Source organism: Vibrio genomosp. F6, assembly GCF_005146325.1.
Taxonomy (GTDB): Bacteria; Pseudomonadota; Gammaproteobacteria; order Enterobacterales; family Vibrionaceae; genus Vibrio; species Vibrio cortegadensis.
In genome coordinates, this window is the sequence record NZ_SYUT01000010.1 from 141,165 (window position 1) to 158,916 (window position 17,752).

The following is a 17,752-nucleotide window of genomic DNA, read 5'->3' on the forward strand; positions in this document are numbered from 1 at the left end:
TCATTATTTCACCTACTGTTTATCTTTGAGTTGCCGCTTTCATTGAGGAGACAAAGCTCGAAAGCTGGCTAAGCATCTTCTCTGGCTGTTCAAGGTGACTCTCAATAATTTTAACGACAGCTGACCCAGAGATTGCGCCTGCTGCTCCAGCTTGAATGGCCTCTTGAACCTGTTCAGGCTGCGATATACCAAAGCCAAGTAGGGCTGGTGGTGCGTCAAATGTATTGAGGCGCTCTAATAAAGCCGTAACAGGCATATTCGCTTTGGTTTCTGCTCCTGTTACCCCTGAACGTGAAAGTAGGTAAGTGTAGCCACCCCCAAGGTCAGATACCGATTTCAGAGTTTCATTACTTGCTGTCGGTGGGGCGATAAAAATCGGATGCACACCATGTTTTTCAGCAGCTGCGACGAACTCGGCACTCTCATTGGTAGGAACATCTGCGATTAATACAGAATCAACTCCCGCCTCAGCGCATCGTTGATAGAAATTCTCGATTCCACCCGCAAATACAAGGTTAGCGTACATCAATAAGCCGATTGGAAGATCTGGATGTTGAGCTCTGATTTTTGCGATCAGGTCAAAACAGATACTTGGAGTGGTTTTTGACTCTAAAGCTCGGATGTTCGCCCCTTGAATGGTTGGCCCGTCTGCAAGAGGATCTGAGAATGGAATGCCAAGCTCCAGCGCATCTGCACCCGATTCAACCAGTGTTTGCATGATCTGCAAAGAGAGCTCTGGGCTTGGATCGCCAATAGTGACGAAAGGAACAAAAGCGCCTTGTTGTTTGTCAGCTAAGCGCTGAAATAGTGTTTGATAGCGATCCATTATAGCGCTCCTTCTTTGTTGTCTGCTTTATTTGCAGCTTGTTGTTCAAGAATGTCATGTACAGTGAAAATGTCTTTATCTCCACGTCCTGAAAGGTTAACGACAAGCAATTGCTCTTTTTCTGGTTCGTCTTGAGCCATCTTGATTGCGTAAGCCAAAGCATGTGCTGATTCTAGTGCTGGAATAATTCCCTCTTTACGAGCTAATAGCTGAAACGTCTCTAGTGCTTCATCATCGGTAATGGATTCATACTGCGCTCGACCAATCGAGTTTAAGTAGGCGTGCTGTGGGCCAACAGATGGAAAATCAAGCCCGGCAGATACTGAGTATGACTCTTCTACTTGACCGTTAGGATCTTGCATCAAAGGCGATTTCATACCGAAGAAAATACCTGTTTTACCGTGTTTTAGAGGCGCGCCATGTTGGTCGGTATCGATACCTTTACCCGCGGGTTCAACCCCAATTAAGCGTACATTTTCTTCTTCAATGAAGTCTGCAAACATGCCAATCGCGTTCGAACCACCGCCGACACAAGCAATAACCGCATCAGGCAGACGACCTTCGCGAGCTAGGATTTGGTTCTTCGTCTCTTCGCCAATCATGTGTTGGAATTCACGGACAATGGTTGGGAAAGGGTGAGGGCCCGCAGCAGTACCTAATAAGTAGTGAGCTTCTTCATAGCTTGCAGACCAATCACGCAGTGCTTCGTTACACGCGTCTTTTAAGGTTGCAGAGCCTGAATGAACAGGAATGACTTCCGCTCCCATTAATTTCATACGGAACACGTTAGGACTCTGACGTTCCACATCTTTTGCACCCATGTAAACTCGGCATTTTAGATCAAGCAGCGCACACGCTAGAGCAGTGGCAACACCGTGTTGACCAGCACCCGTCTCTGCGATGATCTCTTTTTTACCCATACGTTTCGCAAGTAACGCTTGGCCTAATACTTGGTTGGTTTTATGAGCGCCACCATGGAGCAAATCTTCACGTTTTAGATAAAGTTTTGTTTTTGTGCCCTTAGTCAAATTACGAGTTAGGGTGAGTGCGGTTGGGCGACCTGCATACTCTTGCAATAGCGTCATGAATTCAGATTGAAATTCAGGATCTTTTTGAGCATCAATAAAAGCTTGCTCCAGTTGGTCCAGTGCAGGTACTAAGATTTGTGGTACGTATTGTCCACCGTATTCGCCAAAATAAGCATCAAGTTTCGCCATGATTACATCCCTTTTTTATCTTTTTGTTGCTGACATATCGGTTGGTATTGTTAATACATCAGCATTTAATTTGGTTGATTTGCTATTTATTCGTTCTTGAGAACTCGTTTTACTGCTCAGTATTGCTACGGATTCAGTTGTGGTTAATACGCTCGAACTTCAGCAAACGCATGTTGTAGCTTTTGACTGTCTTTTGTTCCCGGTTGTGATTCCACGCCAGAGTTGAAATCCAAACCTAAACAGCCCAATGCTGCTGCTTGTCTTGCGTTTTGTGGCGATAATCCGCCCGCCAACATAATGTTGTTTGTGTCATCAATGAGTTCCCAATCGAAACTCACTCCTGTTCCACCAGATTGATTGCCGACTTTGGCATCCAATAAATGACGGTCAATGTGAGAGGCGAGTAAGCTAGGCATCGTTTCAGCAACGCCATAGGCTTTCCAAATCTCAGTTGAGGACGGTAGTAAAGCTTTCAATGCGTCGACATAGTGTTGATCTTCCTCACCATGCAGTTGCACCGCGCTTAACCCAAGCTCAATGGCATAAGATGAGACTTGCTCAATAGATTGGTTTTGGAAAACACCCACATATTTAAGTGGTGCACCGCTCATTACGATTCGGGCTGATTCCGGATTCACAAAGCGTTTGGATGCCTCGACAAAAATAAGACCACCAAAGACGGAACCTGCTTGATAAGCTTTGGCTGCGTCGTCGGGATGAGTTAATCCACACACTTTATTTTCGCCTAGAGTGACACTTCTGACGGCTAATTCAATGTCATCTTCAGCCATAATAGAGCTGCCGATAAGGAAGCCAGACGCAAACTCGGAGAGTTCTCGAACTTGCTGGTGGGTATAAATACCCGATTCCGAAATGATGGTGGTGCCTTTAGGAAGTAATGGCGCTAACTCTTTGGTGCGATTCAAGTCTGTTGATAGGTCGCGTAAGTTACGGTTGTTAATTCCAATCACTTTCGCTTTCAGTGCAACCGCGCGTTCAAGTTCTTCTTCATTGCTGACTTCTGTTAAAATGCCTAGCCCTAGTGAATGAGCCACTTCTGCAAGTTCACGGTATTGATGATCATTAAGTACGGACAACATCAGTAAAATGGCATCAGCACTATAATGGCGAGCGAGATAGACTTGGTAGATATCAACCATGAAGTCTTTACACAAAATAGGTTGTGTGACCTGATTACGAACTTGGGGTAAAAAATCGAAATTACCTTGGAAGTATTTCTCATCGGTCAAAATTGAGATTGCACTGGCGTGGTTGTTATAAACCGAGGCAATGTAATCAAGGTCAAAGTTATCGCGAATTAACCCTTTAGAAGGCGATGCTTTTTTACATTCCAGTATAAAGGCCGCTTTATCACCAGAGAGCGCCGCGTAGAAATCTCGGTCGGATGGAACCAACGATGCTTTAAAGCTTTCTAGAGGTTGAGACTGTTTTCTCGCCTCAATCCATTTGTGTTTGTCGTTGACAATTTTTACCAGCACTTCAGCCATCTCGGTATTTTCAATAGAGATGTGCTCTGAAAGTTGTTCTGCTTTGGCTTCTGATCTCGATGTCATCTATTTATCCTCGTTGCGCGAGTTGTTGTACTAGCTCAAAGGCTTTGCCTGAATTCATTACCTCAATCGCATGTTGGGTATTTGCTTTGAGATCTTCTCGTCCAAATAGGCGCAGTAATAGAGCGACATTGGCAGCAACGGCACCTAATTGAGCATCGGTTCCTTTGCCTGTCAGCATGTCGGTAATGATTGCGCGATTCTCTTCTGGCTCTCCACCTTTAATGGCGTCAAGCGGGTAAGTTTCTAATCCAAAATCTTCGGGCTGAAGTGTGTACTCTGTGATTTTTCCATCTTTGATTTCAGCTACTAAGGTTTCGCCATGAATCGCGACTTCATCTAGGCCACTACCATGTACTACTGCCGCTCGTTTCATTCCCATTTGTAGCATGGTTTCCGCGATAGGACGAACCAGTGACGTATCATAGACGCCCATTAACTCGATGTTAGGACGAGCAGGGTTGATCAATGGCCCTAAAATATTAAAGAGAGTGCGCGTTTTCATGGTTTGACGAACAGGCATCGCGTGACGGATGCCACCGTGGTATTGCGGTGCGAACAAGAAAGCGACACCAAGATCATCGACGGCTTTACGGGTGTCTTCTGCGCTCATCGCAAGGTTGATACCAAATGAGTCAAGTAGATCCGATGATCCAGATTTACTTGATACGCCACGGTTGCCATGTTTTGCGATTTTTACGCCACATGCCGCCGCGACAAACGCAGCAGTGGTTGAAATATTAATGGTGTTTGAACCGTCGCCACCTGTGCCAACGATGTCGGCGAAGTCATAATCAGGGCGAGGGAAAGGGCTCGCATTGGCAAGTAGCGCTTTTGCGGCACCTGCGATTTCATCTGGTGTCTCGCCTTTTATTTTTAGAGCCGTAAGAGCTGCCGCCATCAGAATTGGGTCTAATTCACCTTGAATAATGACATCAAAAAGCTGGTGGCTCTCTTGCTGAGTCAAAGATTGTTGGTCGTACAATTTGTTGATGATGCTTTCCATTGTTGATTCCATAATTTTTTCCTCTAAATCCGTTTAGGCGTGTGTTTCGTCTAAAGCCCATTCAATTGCGTTGGAAAGCAGTGTTGCTCCGTAAGTCGTCATAATTGATTCTGGGTGAAACTGAAAGCCGCAAATTTTGTCTTGTTCATGAACCACTGACATTACTAAACCATCCACTTCGGCGGTAATGGTTAATGTTGGTGGCACATGAGTTGCCACGAGTGAGTGATAACGCGCAATCGCAAGTGGAGAGGGTAAACCTTGATAGGTCGAGTGATTGCTGTGTTCCATCATCGAAACCTTACCATGGATGATTTCACCTGCGCCCGCAACTGTGCCGCCATAAGCTTCAACAATGGCTTGGTGTCCAAGGCAGATACCAATCATCGGCACTTTGCCTTTTAGTGCTGTGATCAGTTCAGGCATACAACCCGCTTCTGATGGTGCGCCAGGGCCCGGTGACAATAAAACCAGTGGGTTATCGAGTTGATTAACGGCTTCTGCTATCACCGTAGCGGCAATGTTGTTTCGATAAATAGTCACTTGATGACCTAGTGAGCGGAATTGATCAACTAGGTTATAAGTAAAGGAGTCGAAGTTATCGACAAAGACGATATTAGCCATGCTTATGACTCCTGCTGTTGGAGGTTTTTAGATGCGACTTCTGGTTTGCGGTGTGCATCTTGAATGGCAGAAATGACAGCTTGAGCTTTGCCGCGAGTTTCGTCTGCTTCTGCTTGTGGGTCGGAATCAAACACCACGCCAGCTCCCGCTTGAACTTGTGCCATTCCGTTTTCAACATAAGCCGAACGAATCACAATGCAGGTATCTAAATCGCCTTCACCGGTTAAGTAACCAACAGCACCACCGTAACTGCCTCGACGAGCTTGTTCGACATCACGAATCAATTGCATTGCTCTGATCTTAGGTGCGCCAGTCAGCGTTCCCATGTTCATGCACGCTTGATAGGCATGAAGAGCATCAAGATCTTCTCTTAGTTGCCCAACCACGCGAGAAACGAGATGCATGACGTGGCTATAGCGGTCTACTTTGAGTAAGTCAGCAACATGACGAGTGCCAGCGGCGCTGATTCTTGCTACATCGTTACGAGCTAAATCGACCAACATCATGTGTTCAGCGTTCTCTTTTTTGTCTGTGCGAAGTTCAAGTTCTATTCGACTGTCTAAGTCAAAATTGATACTGCCATTTGCATGTTTTCCGCGTCGACGAGTTCCGGCTATTGGGTAGATTTCAACTTGGTTTGTGTCTGTTTCGTATTTCAATGCGCTTTCTGGTGATGCCCCGAAAAGGGTAAATAGCTCATCTTGCATATAGAACATGTAAGGGCTTGGATTACTCTCTTTTAATGCTTTGTATGCAGCAAGGGGAGAAGGGCAAGGGAGAGTAAAACGGCGTGAAGGCACAACTTGGAACACATCACCTTTCACAACAAACTCTTTTAAATCACGAACGGTTTGACAGAAATCTTCATCACTGACGCTTGGAACCGCATCAGTGCACTCAACGGTTTGAGCAGCAGGTAGATTTGCTAGAGATTGGCATTGGTGATTAATCTGCTCTAGGCGCTGCTCAAGTTGACATTTTTCTACCTGAGTAGCTTCAAATAGACTAGCTTGAAGTGAGCAGGATTCTGTTTGATGATCGACGATCATCAAGGTTTCAGCCACGTAGAAGACATAATCTGGACACTGGTTCGTTGCTTTCGCATTGCCAAGAGGTTCAAAGCTTGCGACTAAATCATAAGCGAATAGGCCACCAATGAAGATCGCATGTTTGTCTTGGTTCTCTAAGTTGAAACTGTGTTGCACTAAGCGCAGAGCATCAAATGAAGACGCTTCTCTTAGGCGACTGTCCTCATCTAGGCAGAGGTTATTCGTTGAATCATCAGAAGCGTTATCATCTTGGTAGATAATAGTAAGCGTATTCTCTTCAAGTTGGGATGAGATGTGTTGATGGATGTTACGCGCTAAGTGTTTAATTAGGTTACGCCCATTGTCTGTTAGGGCATTAAATACAACCTTGTGCCCATGACAGACAATTCGAACCGCTGCGTCAATCAGTAATAGGCTTTTAAGATTCTGTTTTGAATCAATCTCAGCAGACTCAAGTAAAAGACTGTCGGTTTTGTTTTCACATAATGTATGGAATAGACGAGTTGGATCTTGAGCATACGGAATAGAGGTATGCAAGACGTCGATTTTTCCTAGCTTCTTAATTTCAATGGCCTTGTTCACAAGACCTCCTTGAGTAATATTTATTAATTCTTCCTGCCTACATAGTCGCATAAAGCGAGAACGCACCCAATCTGCAATCTTCCGATATCGATGTTTTATTGTTCAGTTGAGTGTGAGATGTACAGCAAAATAAAAAGCCCGCTCATTGAGCGGGCTAAATGTATAGATTTTATTAATTAAAAGTATACGTTAGCCCACCAAGAACTTGTCCAAGTGCGCCACCAACTAAGATCAGCTGCATTAACTGAAAGTTTGTCTTTATGGTTTTGGTTAAATTCTTGTAACATAGTGAACCCAAAAAATGATTTAGTGTATTTGCGTACTAGTTAACTGGTGCGGAGGTAAAAAGTCAAGCCGAAAAGTAATGAATAATGAGAATAGATCTACACAGTCACACAACCGCTTCTGATGGTCGGTTTTCACCTAGCGAATTAATCGATCGCGCTTTGGGCTTTAATATCGAAGTGTTGGCGATCACAGATCACGATACTTTGGATGGTTTGCCGGTTGCGCATCGTTATATTGAAGACAACCAACTACCGATTCAATTGATTAATGGCATTGAAATTTCGACGGTTTGGCAAAATAAAGATATTCATATTGTTGGATTGAATGTTGACCCTAATTCCGCGGAACTTGCGGCGCTTATTGAGCGCCAAAAAGCGCATCGAGTTTCACGTGCTGCGTTAATTGCAGAGCGATTGAGTAAGGCAACACGTGAAGGTGTGCTTGAAGAGGTGCAAGCTATTGCGGGAGACGCTCCTGTTACGCGCGCTCATTTTGCTAAATGGTTAGTCGATAACGGCTACGCCAAAACAATGCAGCAAGTGTTCAAGAAATTTTTAACGCGGAATAATCCAGGTTATGTGCCACCGACATGGTGTTCAATGACGGATGCGGTAGAAGCGATTCATGCTGCTGGTGGGCAAGCTGTATTGGCTCACCCTGGGCGATATGGGTTGACTGCTAAGTGGGTTAAGCGTTTACTAAGCGCCTATGTTGAAGCGGGTGGGGATGCAATGGAAGTTGCTCAACCGCAACAAGCTCAGCAAGAAAGGCGCAACTTGGCGGATTATGCTATACAATACAAACTATTAGCTTCCCAAGGCAGCGACTTTCACTATCCATCACCTTGGATGGAGTTAGGAAGAAACCTCTGGCTCCCTTCTGGGGTTGAGCCAGTATGGCAAGATTGGGCTCTTATTGAGAAAGAAAAACCTTTAGAACAATAAGTACGCCACACAGATAGAGTCGAGAGACTCGATAATGAGGAATTACAATGAGCCAGTTTTTTTACGTACACCCTGAAAACCCTCAGGCTCGCTTGATCAGTCAAGCCGTAGCAATCATTCGTAATGGCGGGATTGTGGTCTATCCAACCGATTCCGGTTACGCATTGGGTTGTCAGTTAGAAAACAAACAAGCGTTAGAGCGTATTTGCCAAATTCGTCGTTTAGATAGCAAGCATAACTTCACGCTGTTATGTCGTGATCTTTCTGAAATTTCACTGTATGCACGAGTCGATAATACTGCATTCCGCTTATTGAAAAGCAATACCCCGGGGCCATACACCTTTATTTTTAAAGGGACTAAAGAAGTGCCGCGTCGTTTGATGAATGCAAAAAGAAAGACGATCGGTATTCGTATCCCTGACAATCAAATTGCCTTAGATCTTCTTGAAGCTCTTGGTGAACCTTTGATGTCTACGTCATTGATTCTTCCTGGTAATAGCCATACTGAATCCGATCCAGAAGAGATTCGTGACAGTCTGGAGCATGCCGTTGATGTGATCTTAAATGGTGGCTATTTAGGTGAGCAACCAACTACGGTTGTTGATTTTAGTGAAGACGATGTCACGATTTCACGTATTGGTGCTGGTGATACGGTACCGTTTGAATAAAACTGATTTGATAACGAGCATCTGCATTTGTCGAAATAACAGATGCTTTTTTTCATTGAATTTGCGATAATACGCGACCGCGATTCGATCGCAAAAATATTCATTCGACGTCTGTGAAGACGACAATTAGGTAGATAGTAGATAAATGAGCGAAAAAATACAGAAGGTTCTAGCACGCGCAGGTCACGGTTCTCGTCGTGAACTTGAAGCTTTGATTAAAGCGGGTCGTGTTAGTATTAATGGTCAAGTTGCTAAACTAGGTGAGCGCCTAGAAGACGAAAGTGCGGTTATCCGTATTGATGGTCATACTGTTTCTGGTAAAGCTTCGGAAGAAGTTGTATGTCGTGTACTTGCGTATTACAAACCGGAAGGGGAGTTGTGTACACGTAACGATCCTGAAGGTCGTCGTACCGTATTTGATCGCTTGCCAAAAATCCGTGGTTCTCGTTGGATTTCAGTGGGTCGTCTTGATGCGAACACTTCTGGTTTACTACTTTTTACAACGGATGGTGAACTTGCTAACCGTTTGATGCACCCTAGCCGTCAAGTTGAGCGTGAATACTTGGTTCGTGTTTTTGGTGAAATCAACGAAGACAAAGTTAAGAATGTAGTTCGCGGCGTTAAGCTTGAAGATGGTATGGCTCGTTTCGAAGATGTTGTTTATGCTGGCGGTGAAGGTATGAACCACACTTTCTATGTAGCAATCAACGAAGGTCGTAACCGTGAAGTTCGTCGTTTGTGGGAATCGCAAGATACCACGGTAAGCCGTCTTAAGCGTGTTCGTTATGGTGATATCTACTTAGATAAGAAATTACCTCGAGGCGGTTGGAAAGAGCTTGATCTAACAGAAGTTAACTACTTAAGAACATTAGTAGAACTTCCTGCTGAGAAAGAGACAATGCTTGATCTTGATGCGAACAATACTTCGCGTCAGCGTGAACGTTCTCGTAGTCAAAAAATTCGTCGCGCAGTTAAGCGTCACGAAGAGCGTGCAAATGCACCGAAAGGCCGCAGTAATCAGCAGAAACGTCAAAAACCGAATACTCGTGGTACGACAACAAATGAAGCTGGAGCACCACCGAAAGGTTCTGCAAACAAGGCGAAGCCGAAACCGGGTTCAAGAAAACCGAATAACGGCCGTCCAAGTAAGCCGAGTAAACCAAGAACTCGTATCTAGAGTTTCATGAGTTAAATAAAAAAACCTGCTTAATATGGCAGGTTTTTTTGTGCCTCAATAATGAGATTGATGCTCTTCAATTCATCGTTAACTTAGATCACTTATGGTTTGAAAAGTTATCGCCTTTCGCCATTCGATCGTAGAGGATTACGTTTACCGCAGCCGCAAGGTTCATGCAACCATTGGTCGGTACGTAGATGGTTTCACGACAAAAATCAGTGATCTCTTTTTTAAGCGTTCCATCTTCAGGGCCAAAAATATAAAAGGCACGAGGTGGATGCTTGTAGTCAGGAAGAGGTTTCGCCCCTTCGATTAAATCGACCGCAACAGGAACACAGCCCAAAGGAATAATATCTTTTAAGCTTTCAACTCCGATAAGAGGAATATCTAAATGCTGTTCTTTTGTATCAGTACAAAATTGTCTCGCGAGCTCGTAACGTGTTCCCGTGTAGAATACTGAATTTACGTCGTAACAACCCGCAGCGCGCATGACTGAACCGACGTTCTCTGGTGTTTTTGGATTGAATAGGCCAATGCAAGAGTAGCCTTTAGCTAAGGTGCCATTTGTTGCTTTTGTCATAATTGAAATCGAATGCTAAAGATAAGTAAAACAGAATAAAAAAGCCTGAGTGCCGTAGTTAAAAGTAGGCTCAGGCTTAATCATTACGCTGATGAAAACGAAGCGAAAATGGTAAGAACTAGTCGCGTTTCCATAGGGCGTGGCAAGAACGGTTGTCTGGGTCTCGGCTGATAAGTAAACGAGCAAACACATCGTCTAGGACATCGTCAGCTTCATTGACTAGGCCAATTCTAATTTCAGCGTAAACTTCTTTATCAACTTCAAATCCAACTTCTTGTACCCAGTCGTCTCCAGTCTCTACCAGTTCAGCAGCGCCTCGGTCTTCAAATTGTGCAGTGAATAGAATGACATCCGCAGGTTCTAGGTTGTCTGGTGCCATTTCTAGGAAGATGTCGTATGCCACATCGATAGCGTCATCATAAGAAATTAGTTCTGTCATTGTGTAACCTTCATTGGGTAGGCTTAAAGTGCTTGGGACATAGTATATCAAGCCACGCACTATAAAAGGAATAACTTGATCGATTGATTCAGCTAGTAGATCATAACCTTGTGTATTCTTTTTCATTTTTAAAGACAAATAATCAAGATGGTATTACCTGTTATCAATCCAAGCTCGCCGTTTCAGGCCGAATTCCAACCGGCAATCACTGATCTTTTGAAATTCCTCAAGGGTGGGCTTGGAACCAACCTACACAGTGTTTATCTCTACGGTAGTGTTGCAAGAAAGTCGGCAAAGGTTGGTCGCTCCAACTTGGATGTCGTTGTGATCACTCATCGCGAATTTAACGATAACCGAACGACACTGCTTAATACTATTAAATGGCGTTTTCAGAAAAGCTTTCCGCAACTTACTGAGGTTTCCATTAAGACAGCGTTGGTGAGTGATATTGTCGATCTAGATAATATTTTCACTTGGGGTTTTATGCTTAAGCACTGCTGCGTATGCATCTATGGAGAAGATCTGTCAGATTGTTATGGTGAATTCGAACCTAGCTGGGAAATTGCAAAACACTGGAATATGGATGTAGATGATTGGTTGGAGATCTATCGCCATAGGATCGCAAAAGCGGCAACGGCACACGAGCAGATACACGCGCAAGTTACGATTGCTAAAAAGTTGCTTAGGGCTAGTTACTCGCTGATCATGTATCGCGATAAACGCTGGTTTGATGACCCAACGGAATGTGGGAAAGAGTTCTTACGTTACCATCCAGATAAAGAGGTCGAAATTCAACGATTAAATATACTGCTCACAGGAAAGTTGATTCCGAAACGCTCCGTGATTGGGATCTTGGATGGGTTTGGTGCTTGGTTGACGAAACAGTATAAAAAAACAGAGTTTAAAATTGGGTAGTGCTTCTTTATTAAAATAGTCCTAGCTGAGCGGCATTGAGTCGCTCAAAGTCGATATCAATAAATGGAAGAATAGCTTCGGCAACGGGTTTAATCTGCTTGTCTACATAGTGTTGATAATCGATTAAGCTCTGCTGGTACTCTTTTGGTTCAGGGCCGTTGATGGTGATGACATACTCGATTCGTCCCTTATTCTGATATTGAAGAGGACGACCGCGCTTCGCATTTATCTCATCCGCCATACGCGCTGCTCTGACTTGAGGTGGCACGTTTTTCTGATATTCGTGCAGTTTTCTGCGTAATCGTTTTTGATAGCTTAGCTCATCATCGAATTGACCTGCCTTGGTCTGTTCAACAAATTGACGGACGTATTCACTTGGATCTTCACCATGAAAAACCATTTGGTAGAGTTGCTGTTGAAATCGTTGTGCAAGCGGTGTCCAATCCGTTCTGGCACTTTCTAATCCTTTAAAAATGATTTTCTCATTGTCACCTTCTCCAATCAGCCCTGCATAACGTTTCTTTGAGCCCGTCTCTGATCCCCGAATAGTGGGCATGAGGAACTTACGGTAATGGGTCTCGTATTCAATCTCTAAAATCGACGTGAGGTTGAACTCTTCTCTGAGATGATCAGTCCACCAGTCGTTAATCTCTTGCACTAATTGATGACCAATCTTGTCAGCTTCTTGCTGTGAGAATTGACCGTTTAGCGAAACAAAGGTGGAGTCAGTATCACCGTAGATCACTTGATAACCCCGTTGCTCAATCAGCACTTTGGTCTGTTTCATTATTTCATGACCGCGCATAGTGATTGAGGATGCTAGTCGGGTATCAAAAAAACGACAACCAGAAGATCCTAAAACACCATAGAAAGAGTTCATGATGATTTTTATCGCTTGTGAAAATGCTTTTTCATTATTCTTCTTTGCGATATCGCGAGCGGCCCAAAGATCTTCGATCATTTTAGGTAAGAAATGTTGTTTCCGATGAAATTGACCACCTCTAAAGCCAGGTACCGATCCCTTTTCGTCATTCCCAATCTCTTGTTTCAGCCCTTCAATTAAACCGATAGGGTCAATCAGAAATGAACGAATAATTGAGGGATAAAGACTTTTGAAATCGAGTACCAGAACAGAGTCGTAGAGCTGTGGAATAGAATCCATAACATAGCCGCCAGGACTTGCGATCCAATTTTCAGGCGCTAAATTGGGGGCAACATAGCCTGAGCGATGGATCTGTGGAAGATACAAATTGGTGAAAGCCGCGACAGAACCGCCAATCCGATCGAGTTCTACTCCAGTCAATCGTGTTCTTTCTATAGCAAAATCAAGCAAATGCGTATGTTGAAATATTCGATTTACGAGCACGCAATCTTGCAAGTTATAACGAGCGAGTGACGGCTTATCTTCACGGAACATTCGATTGATTTCATCCATTCTGTCATGAACATTATGGATGTCTTTACCTTCACCAAGTAACTCTCTTGAGACAGATTCTAACGACCAGGAACGAAAGTGGTAGGTTGCCGTTTTTAGAGTATCAATACCATCTAGAACGACTCGTCCAGGAATGGTGATAAACCCTTGCTGGCTTTGGTTTGAGGTTCTAAAGAAACTGGATTGCTTTGCTCGACCAATTTTTAAAGCTAAGTGATGCCATTCAGCGCGCTTATGCAAAAGCCGAAAATCAAAATCAATAACGTTCCACCCAATAATAATGTCGGGATCAAATTGTTGAAACCAATCAACCATTGCGATTAGCAGGGATTTCTCATCGGGGACCCATTGGATCTGTGTCTCACTGGGTTGCGAAGGCCCGATCATAATGACTCGGCTGTCCATAGGGCTATCTAACCCTATAGAGTAAAGAATCCCTTTTTCGGAACATTCGATATCAATTGATACGACAGAAAGTGACGGTATGTAATCGGTCGCTCTGCATTTTGCTTGTTCGATATGTCGATACGATTGCTTCTGTTTTTGTCGCCCTGTGAATTCAACACCGCCTTTAATGAATCGCTCCATTAAATACCTGTCGGCGAGTTTAATATCGGCCTCATATGTGGTGATGTCATTTAATGCCAACGTCGCTGAAAATTTATTGGCGTCTTTACTCGTATTGAAGTAACAGCCAGTAAGTGAATGCTGCTCAAAAGAAGTTAAAGGTAAAGGTTTAAACTGGACATTAACCGACTCTTGCTGCGCGATGGTTTGACACTGAGAAAGAGTGGATTGTGGAATAAAGAAAATGGGTTTTTCTTGAGGTATCGTTAATAGCGTAGGCCCGTTAGGCGTGCTGAGCCATAAGTCAATTTGAGTTGCTCCAGATGTATCTCTGGCTTGGCGGGTAAGAATAAACCCCTGTTCAGTATTCAAAATAGACACTCAAAAAAATAGTGATGAGATAATAACAAACCTCAGTAAGAATAAAAGAAGATTGGGAGTTGTTATGCGAGTATTAAATAAATGCGGTGGATAAATATACACAAAAGTTAATATTCAGCAGAGTGATTTAAGTTGTTAGTTGCACATGTAACAAGTTGATCACAATCGTTTTAGTTGCTCAGGTAATACTTTAACTTAGTGATCTATAAGAACTTTAACGATGATTTTTTGTTCTTATAAAATAAGTTCTTGCTAAAGTTTGAGTTTGGGCACATATTCTTGATAAGCATTTTTATACGAAATGCGTTACTATAAGCAACCATGCTGCTTCCCATATTTTGGGGATGCAGAACCAATAGACAAGTGTGGAGATACAAGTTTGATAAATGTTTTCCTTGTAGATGATCACGAGCTGGTTCGCACAGGGATACGACGTATTATAGAAGACGTCCGTGGAATGAACGTAGCAGGGGAAGCTGAAAGCGGTGAAGATGCAGTAAAATGGTGTCGGAGTAATAATACCGACGTTATTTTGATGGATATGAATATGCCGGGTATTGGTGGGCTTGAAGCGACCAAAAAAATCTTGCGATACAATCCAGATGTTAGAATCATTGTTTTGACGGTTCATACGGAGAATCCGTTTCCAACTAAAGTGATGCAAGCAGGAGCTGCCGGTTATCTAACCAAAGGTGCAGGTCCTGATGAAATGGTGAATGCTATTCGTGTAGTCCATACTGGACAGCGATATATTTCCCCAGAAATTGCGCAGCAAATGGCATTAAGTCAATTTTCGCCTGCGTCTGAGAATCCATTTAAAGATCTTTCTGAACGTGAACTTCAAATCATGATGATGATCACCAAAGGACAGAAAGTCACGGATATTTCAGAACAATTAAATTTAAGTCCAAAAACAGTCAATAGCTACCGTTACCGCTTGTTTAGCAAGTTAGATATAGGTGGTGATGTCGAGTTGACGCATTTGGCTATTCGACATGGAATTTTAGACACCGAGACCTTGTAGTGACATCATCGTTTGACTCGGTAGCTTTTCTAAAAACAGTCACACATCAGCCCGGCGTTTATCGTATGTATAACGCCGATGCTGTTGTGATATATGTTGGAAAAGCCAAAGACCTCCAAAAACGCCTTTCTAGTTATTTCCGCAAAAGAGTAGATAGTGAAAAAACGCGCGCTCTTGTAAGTAATATCGATAAAATTGATGTCACAGTGACACATACTGAGACAGAAGCTCTGATCTTAGAACATAACTACATTAAGCAGTATTTGCCTAAGTACAATGTTTTATTGAGAGATGATAAGTCTTACCCATACATCTTTATCAGCGGACATAAACATCCTCGGCTATCAATGCACCGAGGAACGAAAAAGCGCAAAGGCGAATATTTTGGTCCTTATCCTGACTCTGGTGCGGTTCGAGAAACACTTCATTTAATTCAAAAAATATTCCCAGTTAGACAATGTGAAGATACGGTTTATGGTAATCGTACTCGTCCGTGCTTGATGTACCAAATTGGACGTTGTGCCGCACCATGTGTGAAAAGCATCATATCCGATGAAGATTATGCCGAGCTGGTGGGGTATGTTCGTCTGTTCTTGAAAGGCAAAGATAAGCAAGTACTTGAAACTTTGATCGACAAGATGGATAAGGCGAGCCAGCAACTCAAATTCGAAGAAGCCGCAGGGTTCAGAGATCAGATTCAGGCAATTCGACGAGTTCAAGAGCAGCAATTTGTCTCTGAAGACAGTATGGACGACATGGATGTACTCGGTTTTGCTCAAGAGAATGGCATTGCATGCATCCATATTTTGATGATCCGACAGGGTAAGATCCTGGGTAGTCGTAGCCATTTTCCAAAAATACCCAGCAAGACAACCTCGGAAGAGGTCTTTTATAGTTTCCTCAGTCAATATTATTTGGCACATAACGAATCGCGAACTATACCGACCCGAATAATATTAAGTGCGGGCTTAGTTGAAGAGACAAACGCTCTCCAGGATGCCTTAAGCGATGTTGCTGGGCGGAAAATCACATTTCAGACGAACCCAACGAAAAGTCGAAGTCAGTACCTTAAACTTGCTAACACCAATGCATTAACCGCGATCACGACCAAAATAAATCATAAGATGACGGTCAACCAGCGCTTCAAAGAGCTTCAGGATGTGTTGGCGGTTGAATCAATTCGCAGAATGGAATGTTTCGACATTAGTCATACTATGGGTGAAAGTACGATTGCGTCATGTGTTGTCTTCAATCATGAAGGCCCCGTGAAGCAGGAGTATCGCCGCTATAATATTACCGGAATTACAGGTGGTGATGATTACGCGGCAATGGGTCAAGTTCTAGAGCGCCGTTACTCCAAGCAACTGGATGTAGATAAAATACCTGATGTGATTTTCATCGATGGTGGCAAAGGGCAACTGAATCGGTCACTAGAGATAATTTCCAAACATTGGGAAGATTGGCCAAAACGCCCAATCATGATTGGTATTGCTAAAGGTGTTACTCGTAAACCCGGGCTTGAAACCTTGATTACTACCGATGGTGAAGAGTTTAATTTACCAAGTGATGCACCTGCACTTCACCTCATTCAACATATTCGTGATGAAAGCCATAATCATGCGATTGCTGGGCATAGAGCTAAACGTGGCAAAACGCGTCGCACGAGCCCTTTAGAGGGGATCGAAGGTGTCGGTCCGAAACGCAGACAAGCCTTACTAAAGAACATGGGCGGATTGCAAGAATTAAAACGTGCTACTGTTGAAGAAATAGCCAAAGTGCCCGGTATTAGTATTTCTTTGGCAGAAATTATTTATCAAGCATTGAAACAATAGCAAAAATCCCGCAACATGAAGGCGCAATTGATAAGAGCCTAATAATATGCGTTTTAATATACCTAACATTTTGTCGTTATTGAGATTATTTCTCATCCCTGTCTTTGTCGTAGTTTTCTATCTACCGTATTCATGGGCTCCATTTGCTGCGGCAATGGTGTTTTGGGTTGCGGGTTTTACCGATTGGTTAGATGGTATGCTAGCGCGAAAATTAGGCCAAACTTCTCGTTTCGGGGCATTCATTGACCCTGTGGCAGATAAGGTCTTAGTCGCAACGGCATTGATATTAGTGACTGAGCACTACCATTCAATATGGGTGACAATTCCAGCGGTAACTATGATTGGCCGTGAAATTATCATCTCTGCTTTAAGAGAATGGATGGCGGAAATCGGTAAACGAGCAAGTGTTGCCGTTTCGTGGGTAGGTAAAGTTAAAACCGTTTCTCAAATGTTTGCGCTTTGGGTGCTTATCTGGCGCTATGATGATTGGATGATTTGGGTAGGATATGGTGCACTTTACATTGCGACCATCTTAACCTACTGGTCAATGGTTCAATATTTGGCCGCTGCAAAAGATGATTTGCTTGATGAGCAGCATCATTAAGAATTAAAACAAAAAAAGCGAAC

The 17,752-nt window shown here is 43.4% G+C and carries 17 protein-coding genes and 1 other annotated feature; of the genes, 7 read left to right on the forward strand and 10 right to left on the reverse strand.

The annotated features are described in order from the left end of the window. Positions 1–19 precede the first annotated feature (19 nt). The 7 genes from trpA to FCV43_RS01235 all read right to left on the reverse strand — a co-directional run bounded on the left by trpA (position 20) and on the right by FCV43_RS01235 (position 7,162). On the reverse strand, positions 20–826 hold the full coding sequence (trpA, locus tag FCV43_RS01205; protein ID WP_136993777.1) for a tryptophan synthase subunit alpha: 807 nt from the start codon (positions 824–826) through the stop codon (positions 20–22). Then, entirely contained in the window at positions 826–2,043 is a 1,218-nt protein-coding gene (gene trpB / locus FCV43_RS01210) for a tryptophan synthase subunit beta (protein ID WP_017052010.1), read from the reverse strand. The genes trpA and trpB overlap by 1 nt, the downstream gene beginning before the upstream one ends. Before the next feature lie 143 nt (positions 2,044–2,186). Next, positions 2,187–3,617, reverse strand: coding sequence for a bifunctional indole-3-glycerol-phosphate synthase TrpC/phosphoribosylanthranilate isomerase TrpF (gene trpCF, locus FCV43_RS01215; protein WP_136993778.1), 1,431 nt, complete (start codon positions 3,615–3,617; stop codon positions 2,187–2,189). 4 nt (positions 3,618–3,621) lie between these two features. Further along, positions 3,622–4,620, reverse strand: a complete 999-nt coding sequence (gene trpD / locus FCV43_RS01220; RefSeq protein WP_136993880.1) for an anthranilate phosphoribosyltransferase — start codon at positions 4,618–4,620, stop codon at positions 3,622–3,624. 33 nt (positions 4,621–4,653) lie between these two features. Next, positions 4,654–5,244 carry an aminodeoxychorismate/anthranilate synthase component II gene (locus tag FCV43_RS01225; protein WP_113797381.1) on the reverse strand — a complete coding sequence of 197 codons (591 nt, stop codon included), beginning with the start codon at positions 5,242–5,244 and terminating at the stop codon, positions 4,654–4,656. Positions 5,245–5,246: 2 nt separating this feature from the next. Beyond that, on the reverse strand, positions 5,247–6,926 hold the full coding sequence (locus tag FCV43_RS01230) for an anthranilate synthase component 1 (RefSeq protein WP_431188276.1): 1,680 nt from the start codon (positions 6,924–6,926) through the stop codon (positions 5,247–5,249). A 77-nt stretch (positions 6,927–7,003) separates the two neighbouring features. Then, positions 7,004–7,105, reverse strand: a sequence feature (Trp leader region). Beyond that, positions 7,052–7,162: a Trp operon leader peptide gene (locus FCV43_RS01235; RefSeq protein WP_136993780.1), complete on the reverse strand. Its 111-nt coding sequence runs from the start codon at positions 7,160–7,162 to the stop codon at positions 7,052–7,054. It overlaps the preceding feature by 54 nt. A gap of 84 nt (positions 7,163–7,246) precedes the next feature. Between FCV43_RS01235 and rnm the strand changes: the two genes are divergently transcribed. From rnm to rluB, 3 genes are all read left to right on the forward strand, one after another. Continuing rightward, a complete protein-coding gene (rnm, locus tag FCV43_RS01240; protein ID WP_113797377.1) occupies positions 7,247–8,107 on the forward strand; it encodes an RNase RNM in 861 nt (286 codons plus the stop codon). A gap of 47 nt (positions 8,108–8,154) precedes the next feature. Beyond that, a complete protein-coding gene (locus FCV43_RS01245; protein ID WP_017052016.1) occupies positions 8,155–8,775 on the forward strand; it encodes an L-threonylcarbamoyladenylate synthase in 621 nt (206 codons plus the stop codon). Positions 8,776–8,920: 145 nt separating this feature from the next. Then, positions 8,921–9,952: a 23S rRNA pseudouridine(2605) synthase RluB gene (gene rluB, locus FCV43_RS01250; protein ID WP_136993781.1), complete on the forward strand. Its 1,032-nt coding sequence runs from the start codon at positions 8,921–8,923 to the stop codon at positions 9,950–9,952. A gap of 97 nt (positions 9,953–10,049) precedes the next feature. Here the strand turns inward: rluB and FCV43_RS01255 are convergent, their stop codons facing one another. After that, positions 10,050–10,532, reverse strand: coding sequence for an RNA methyltransferase (locus tag FCV43_RS01255; RefSeq protein WP_136993782.1), 483 nt, complete (start codon positions 10,530–10,532; stop codon positions 10,050–10,052). 118 nt (positions 10,533–10,650) lie between these two features. Then, on the reverse strand, positions 10,651–10,971 hold the full coding sequence (locus FCV43_RS01260) for an HI1450 family dsDNA-mimic protein (protein WP_029203296.1): 321 nt from the start codon (positions 10,969–10,971) through the stop codon (positions 10,651–10,653). 147 nt (positions 10,972–11,118) lie between these two features. Here FCV43_RS01260 and FCV43_RS01265 point away from each other — a divergent pair, with 147 nt between their 5' ends. After that, positions 11,119–11,886, forward strand: coding sequence for a nucleotidyltransferase domain-containing protein (locus FCV43_RS01265; protein ID WP_136993783.1), 768 nt, complete (start codon positions 11,119–11,121; stop codon positions 11,884–11,886). 10 nt (positions 11,887–11,896) lie between these two features. Here FCV43_RS01265 and FCV43_RS01270 read toward each other — a convergent pair whose 3' ends face one another. Continuing rightward, positions 11,897–14,260 carry a DNA polymerase II gene (locus FCV43_RS01270; protein WP_136993784.1) on the reverse strand — a complete coding sequence of 788 codons (2,364 nt, stop codon included), beginning with the start codon at positions 14,258–14,260 and terminating at the stop codon, positions 11,897–11,899. A 388-nt stretch (positions 14,261–14,648) separates the two neighbouring features. On the opposite strand from FCV43_RS01270, the gene uvrY reads away from it, so the two are divergent. From uvrY to pgsA, 3 genes are read left to right on the forward strand one after another with little or no spacing between them, the layout of a single operon-like run. Next, positions 14,649–15,293, forward strand: a complete 645-nt coding sequence (gene uvrY, locus FCV43_RS01275) for a UvrY/SirA/GacA family response regulator transcription factor (protein ID WP_029203297.1) — start codon at positions 14,649–14,651, stop codon at positions 15,291–15,293. Then, positions 15,293–17,125: an excinuclease ABC subunit UvrC gene (gene uvrC, locus FCV43_RS01280; protein WP_113797369.1), complete on the forward strand. Its 1,833-nt coding sequence runs from the start codon at positions 15,293–15,295 to the stop codon at positions 17,123–17,125. The genes uvrY and uvrC overlap by 1 nt, the downstream gene beginning before the upstream one ends. Before the next feature lie 46 nt (positions 17,126–17,171). Continuing rightward, positions 17,172–17,729: a CDP-diacylglycerol--glycerol-3-phosphate 3-phosphatidyltransferase gene (gene pgsA, locus FCV43_RS01285; protein ID WP_017052024.1), complete on the forward strand. Its 558-nt coding sequence runs from the start codon at positions 17,172–17,174 to the stop codon at positions 17,727–17,729. Positions 17,730–17,752 lie beyond the last annotated feature (23 nt).

Bases quoted from the DNA above. Each gene is read 5' to 3' on its own strand.
- trpA (WP_136993777.1), bottom strand. From the start codon at position 826: ATGGATCGCTATCAAACACTATTTCAGCGCTTAGCTGACAAACAACAA.
- trpB (WP_017052010.1), bottom strand. From the start codon at position 2,043: ATGGCGAAACTTGATGCTTATTTTGGCGAATACGGTGGACAATACGTA.
- trpCF (WP_136993778.1), bottom strand. From the start codon at position 3,617: ATGACATCGAGATCAGAAGCCAAAGCAGAACAACTTTCAGAGCACATC.
- trpD (WP_136993880.1), bottom strand. From the start codon at position 4,620: ATGGAAAGCATCATCAACAAATTGTACGACCAACAATCTTTGACTCAG.
- FCV43_RS01225 (WP_113797381.1), bottom strand. From the start codon at position 5,244: ATGGCTAATATCGTCTTTGTCGATAACTTCGACTCCTTTACTTATAAC.
- FCV43_RS01230 (WP_431188276.1), bottom strand. From the start codon at position 6,926: ATGCGACTATGTAGGCAGGAAGAATTAATAAATATTACTCAAGGAGGT.
- FCV43_RS01235 (WP_136993780.1), bottom strand. From the start codon at position 7,162: ATGTTACAAGAATTTAACCAAAACCATAAAGACAAACTTTCAGTTAAT.
- rnm (WP_113797377.1), top strand. From the start codon at position 7,247: ATGAGAATAGATCTACACAGTCACACAACCGCTTCTGATGGTCGGTTT.
- FCV43_RS01245 (WP_017052016.1), top strand. From the start codon at position 8,155: ATGAGCCAGTTTTTTTACGTACACCCTGAAAACCCTCAGGCTCGCTTG.
- rluB (WP_136993781.1), top strand. From the start codon at position 8,921: ATGAGCGAAAAAATACAGAAGGTTCTAGCACGCGCAGGTCACGGTTCT.
- FCV43_RS01255 (WP_136993782.1), bottom strand. From the start codon at position 10,532: ATGACAAAAGCAACAAATGGCACCTTAGCTAAAGGCTACTCTTGCATT.
- FCV43_RS01260 (WP_029203296.1), bottom strand. From the start codon at position 10,971: ATGACAGAACTAATTTCTTATGATGACGCTATCGATGTGGCATACGAC.
- FCV43_RS01265 (WP_136993783.1), top strand. From the start codon at position 11,119: ATGGTATTACCTGTTATCAATCCAAGCTCGCCGTTTCAGGCCGAATTC.
- pgsA (WP_017052024.1), top strand. From the start codon at position 17,172: ATGCGTTTTAATATACCTAACATTTTGTCGTTATTGAGATTATTTCTC.